This is a genomic window from Stenotrophomonas sp. P5_A8 (assembly GCF_056400545.1).
In genome coordinates this window covers 1-5113 of sequence record NZ_JBFULB010000280.1, presented here as the reverse complement: position 1 = coordinate 5113, position 5113 = coordinate 1, and the positions used below count along the sequence as shown (strand labels likewise).

The 5113-nt window shown below is 68.0% G+C and carries 6 protein-coding genes and 1 riboswitch; of the genes, 1 reads left to right on the top strand and 5 read right to left on the bottom strand.

Translation table 11 applies throughout. The features are described 5' to 3' along the window. Positions 1-30: 30 nt before the first annotated feature. The 5 genes from thiL to AC1DQP_RS16225 all read right to left on the bottom strand — a co-directional run bounded on the left by thiL (position 31) and on the right by AC1DQP_RS16225 (position 4147). Positions 31-999: a thiamine-phosphate kinase gene (gene thiL / locus AC1DQP_RS16245; RefSeq protein WP_457319413.1), complete on the bottom strand. Its 969-nt coding sequence runs from the start codon at positions 997-999 to the stop codon at positions 31-33. A gap of 285 nt (positions 1000-1284) precedes the next feature. After that, positions 1285-1764: a transcription antitermination factor NusB gene (nusB, locus tag AC1DQP_RS16240; RefSeq protein WP_457319412.1), complete on the bottom strand. Its 480-nt coding sequence runs from the start codon at positions 1762-1764 to the stop codon at positions 1285-1287. Next, on the bottom strand, positions 1761-2228 hold the full coding sequence (ribH, locus tag AC1DQP_RS16235) for a 6,7-dimethyl-8-ribityllumazine synthase (RefSeq protein WP_256774892.1): 468 nt from the start codon (positions 2226-2228) through the stop codon (positions 1761-1763). Before ribH ends, nusB begins: the two co-directional genes overlap by 4 nt. Positions 2229-2411: 183 nt before the next feature. Further along, positions 2412-3527: a 3,4-dihydroxy-2-butanone-4-phosphate synthase gene (ribB, locus tag AC1DQP_RS16230; RefSeq protein ID WP_457319411.1), complete on the bottom strand. Its 1116-nt coding sequence runs from the start codon at positions 3525-3527 to the stop codon at positions 2412-2414. Next, entirely contained in the window at positions 3524-4147 is a 624-nt protein-coding gene (locus AC1DQP_RS16225; RefSeq protein ID WP_256774890.1) for a riboflavin synthase, read from the bottom strand. Before AC1DQP_RS16225 ends, ribB begins: the two co-directional genes overlap by 4 nt. 121 nt (positions 4148-4268) lie before the next feature. After that, positions 4269-4413, bottom strand: a riboswitch (FMN riboswitch). Positions 4414-4571: 158 nt separating this feature from the next. Here AC1DQP_RS16225 and AC1DQP_RS16220 point away from each other — a divergent pair. Beyond that, on the top strand, positions 4572-5113 hold a 542-nt coding region (locus AC1DQP_RS16220; RefSeq protein ID WP_478052008.1), incomplete at its 3' end, for an outer membrane beta-barrel protein.

Sequence of the window (5113 nt, the reverse complement as noted above, 5' to 3'; positions counted from 1 at the left end):
GCTCTAACAGCAGCCGACCAACGGTCGGCTCTACTGGAGGACGAAGTGCTCGTAGCCGTCCGCGTTGGGCAGGTCGTCGCCGTGCACGCCCTGGCCGGTGGTGATGCGGCCGATGCGGGTAAGGGGTAGCGCCAGCGCTTCGGCCAGCGCATGCAGCGCGTCGCGCTGGTCGGCGGCGGCGGTGAAGCACAGTTCGTAGTCATCGCCACCGCGCAACGCGCAATCGCGCGCGTCATCGCGACCTAGCGCGTTGCGCAGCGCCGAGGACATCGGCAGCGTGTCCACTTCCAGGCGCGCGGCCACCTCGCTGCGGGCCGCGATATGGCCGAGATCGGCGAGCAGGCCGTCGGAGATGTCCACCGCCGCATGCGCGTAGGCACGCAGGCGCTGGCCCAGCTTCACCCGCGGAACGGGGCACAGCAGACGCTGTCGCAGCGCTTCCAGGTCGGGATCATCGGACACCACCGCCACATCCAGCCGGCCCTGCTGCCACAACCGCAGCGCACCGGCGGCATCGCCCAGCGTGCCACTCACCCAGATGTCGTCGCCCACCCGGGCCGCATCGCGGCGCAGCGCGTGGCCGGCCGAGACCTGCCCCATCGCAGTGACCGACAGCGACAGCGGACCGCGCGTGGTATCGCCGCCGATCAGCACGATGTCGTGCTCGTCGGCCAGTGCGAAGAAGCCATCGGCGAAGGCGTCGATCCACTCAGGCTCGGTCGACGGCAGCGACATGGCCAGGGTGCACCACGCCGGACGCGCGCCCATCGAGGCCAGGTCGGACAGGTTCACCGCCAGCGTCTTCCAGCCGATCTCGAACGCCGGCGTTTCCGTCGGAAAATGCACGCCGCTGTTGAGCGTGTCGGCGGTGACCACCAGCTGTTCGCTGGCGCGCGGCTGCAGCAGGGCCGCGTCGTCCCCGATGCCCAGCACCACGTCGGCGCGCGCACGGGTGCGGGCACGGATGCGGTCGATCAACGCGAATTCGGCAAGGGACATAGGCAACTCCGGCAGCGGAACGTCCGCCGTGTGGGGCCCGACCGTGGTCGGATCCGGCAAGACCGTTGGGATGTAGCGCCGACCGTTGGTCGGCTGCCTTGAAACCGGACATCATGCCGGCTGCGACGGATCGCGCTTTGCGCGGCCAGCCGACCAACGGTCGGCTCTACCAAGCGGTTAGCCGACCAACGGTCGGCTCTACCAAGCGGTCAGCCGACCAACGGTCGGCTCTACCAACGATCACACGGCGGCGTGCGCGGGATCAGCCGCCGGCGAACAATCGGCTCAGTGGCCGCTTTCGACCTTGCGCCATTCCACGGCCGCACGATCCAGCACGCCGTTGACGTAGGTGTGACCGTGTTCGGAACCGAAACGCTTGGCCGATTCGATCGCCTCGTTGATCACCACGCGGTACGGCACGTCCAGACGGTAACGCATTTCGTAGGCGGCCACGCGAAGCGCGGCGCGTTCGATCGCATCCACTTCCTCGACGCCGCGGTCCAGGTACGGGGTCAGCGCCTCGTCCAGGTCCTTGCGGTGGTCGAGCACGCCGTGCACCAGCGCTTCGAAGTAGGCCAGGTCGGCGATTTCGCGGGCCTGTTCGTGGGCGAACTGGGCGATCACCGACTGCGCGTTGCCGCCGGAAATCTGCCAGGCATAGATCGCCTGCAGGGCACGACGGCGCGCGCGCGAGCGCAGCACCGGGTCGATGCCATCGCGGCGGACGGGCTTTCCGGAGGGCTTGCCCGGGTTTGACTTGTTCACGGCAACTGCTCCAGAAGATTGACCATTTCCAACGCCGTCAGTGCGGCTTCCTCACCTTTGTTGCCGTGGCTGCCACCGGCGCGTGCCTCGGCATCCTCGGCACGTTCGACCGCCAGCACGCCATTGAGCACCGGCACGCCGAAGTCCAGCTGGACCCGCATCAGGCCCTCGGCACAGCCATCGGCGACGTGCTCGTAGTGGCGGGTATCGCCCCGGATCACGCAGCCCAGGGCGATGATGGCGGCATGCTCATGGGCGGCGGCCAGGCGCGCGGCGACCAGCGGCAGTTCCCACGCGCCGGGCACCCGGATCACGTCGATGGCCGACTCGGCGATGCCATTGCCGGCCAGGCTCTGGCGCGCGCCAGCGACGAGCACGTCGGTGATGCGGGCATTCCAGCGGCTGGCGAGGATGGCGAAACGGGCCTTTTCCGGAGTACGGAGGTCGCCTTCGTAGTGGCTCATGTTCGGCGTGGGGTCCATTTAATAGGTGAATATTCTAGCGCATGGCCGCGTGTAGCCGGGTCGCCGCGCGTTACGGGACGGGTCGGGTGCAGCAGCCCCCTGAGTCAGGGGGCTGCCGCGACGCGGCGGGGGCCTGGATGGTGGTAAGAGGGGCCCGCGGTTTGCGAAGCACATCGTGGGGCGTCAGCGCGCATGCGATGACGTGTTCCCCACCGTCTCGACCACTTCCAGGCCATACCCGGCCAGCCCGATCTGCCGGCGCGGGGTGCCCAGCACCCGCAGCTTGCCCAGGCCCAGGTCGGACAGGATCTGCGCCCCGGCCCCGTTGCGGCGCCACTGGCTCACATCCTTGTCCTTGCCCGGCACCACCGGCACCGGCTGCTGGCGCAGGCGGGCCAGCAGGCTGTTGCTGTCGCGCGGCGCGGACAGCACCACCATCACGCCCCGCTCGGCGGCGGCGATCGCGCGCAGGGCATCGGTGGAGGCCACGCCGAAGTCGTCGCGGCGCCAGTGCAGCAGGTCGGCCAGCGGGTTCTCCACCTGGACCCGGACCAACGTCGGCTCGGCGTCGGGGGTGCCACGAACCAACGCGAAATGCAGGTCGTGGGCGATCCGGTCGCGGTAGGTGACCAGCGTGAACGGGCCGAACTCGGTCTCGATCTCACGCTCGTCCACGCGCTCGACGGTCTTCTCGGTGGCCAGGCGGTAGGCGATCAGGTCGGCGATCGAGCCGATCTTCAGGCCGTGCTCGCGCGCGAACACTTCCAGCTCCGGGCGACGCGCCATGCTGCCGTCGGGGTTGAGGATTTCCACCAGTACGCCGGCCGGTTCCAGGCCGGCCAGCATGGCCAGGTCGACGCCGGCTTCGGTATGGCCGGCGCGGGTCAGCACTCCGCCCGGCTGGGCGATCAGCGGGAAGATGTGGCCCGGCTGGTGCAGGTCGGCCGGCTTGGCGTCCGGCTTCACCGCAGTGCGGATGGTGTGCGCGCGGTCGTAGGCCGAGATGCCGGTGGTGACGCCCTCGGCGGCCTCGATGCTGACGGTGAAGTTGGTCTGGAACTGGGCCGTGTTGGCCTGGACCATCGGCGCCAGGCCCAGATCGGCGGCGCGCTCGCGGGTCAGCGGCAGGCACACCAGGCCACGGCCGTGGGTGACCATGAAGTTGATGTCCGACGGCTTGACCAGCTCGGCGGCCATGATCAGGTCGCCTTCGTTCTCGCGGTCTTCGTCATCGACGATGACGACCATGCGGCCCAGGCGGATGTCCTCGAGGATCTCGGGGATGGAGGCGAAGTTCATGCGTTGGCTCCCTGCTGCGGGCCTTGGGCGGGCACGGCGATGAGCCGTTCGACGTAGCGGGCGACCAGGTCGATTTCCAGGTTGACTGCGCTGCCCACGCCGGTGGCGGCGAAGGCGGTGTTGGCCACGGTGTGTGGAATGAGCGCGACCTCGAAGCCCTGGTCGTCGACCTCGTTCACGGTCAGGCTGACCCCGTCCACGCAGATCGAGCCCTTCTTGGCGATGTAGCGCAGCAGTGCCGCAGGCGCGGCGAAACGCCAGCGCTGGGCCCGGGCGTCGTCGTGGATGGACAGGACCCGGCCGAGGCCATCGACATGGCCGCTGACCAGATGCCCGCCCAGGCGGTCGGTCGGACGCATCGCACGTTCCAGGTTGATCACTGCGCCATCGGCAAGCTGACCCAGCGTGGTCAACCCGAGGGTTTCAGTGGAGGCATCGGCCTGGAAGCTCGTCGCGTCGAAAGCGATCACGGTCAGGCAGACGCCATTGATGGCGATGCTTTCGCCGAGCTGGACGCTGTCGAACGGCAGGTTGCCGACGTTGAAGGTGAAGCGGACGTCGCCGCCAAGGGTGTCACGCGCGGCCAGGCGGCCGACGCCTTCGATGATGCCGGTGAACATCAGCGGCCCCCCGGACGGAGGCAGGGGATGGAGGTGCAATCAGACATAACGTTTCCCGCAGAAAGTGAGCGAAAAACGCCGCAAGGCATATAGGCGCACGCCGCGCGCAAAGGCACGGCCGCACCGTCTTCTTTCATCCGGACTATACCGTCGGCTCCGGCATCGGACCGGATCTGCTGACCTTCCAGCGGAACTGGAAGCGCTCGCGGGCTCGTGCTTGCGCACCTACCGCCGGTGGGGAATCGCACCCCGCCCTGAAGACGTTTGTGTACCGGCGAACCGGCCGCGCCATTGTAGCAAGCCAAGCTGACTGCTCGCTTTTTGTGAAGATATGGTTAAAATGCGGCCGCGCGGCAGTGATCGCCGCCCTGCCGCCCACGAAGGGCTGGCTGAAATGGACCTCAACTTCACCCAAGGAACCTGCATGCGCAAGATTCTCCTGGCCGCCGCCCTGCTGGCCGCCGCCCCGCTTTCCGCTTCCGCCGCCGAGCGCGTGAGCTACACCTATGTCGAAGCCGGCTGGACCCAGCTGGACACCAACGACGACTACTTCGGCGATCCGAAGGTCGACGGTGGTTATATCCGCGGCTCGTTCGACATCGGCCCGCAGGTCAATGTATTCGGCGCCTGGTCGTACGTGTCCAAGAAGTACAACGGCAGCTACGCCGGTTATGACGCCAGCCTCAAGCTGGAGTTGAATCAGCCCGAGCTGGGCATCGGCTATCACATGCCGATGAGCGACCGCGTCGACTTCACCGCCGACATCGCCTGGATCCGCCAGAACGTGGAAGCCAAGCTGTCCGTGGACGGTTTCGACAGCGCCACCGACAAGGACCACACCAACGCCGGCCGCGCCACCGTGGGCGTGCGTGGCAAGCCGTCGGTGCGTACCGAAGCGTGGGCCAAGGCCGGTTACCTGGACGGCGGCAGCGACTTCAAGGGCACGTGGGTAGGCAACCTCGGTGG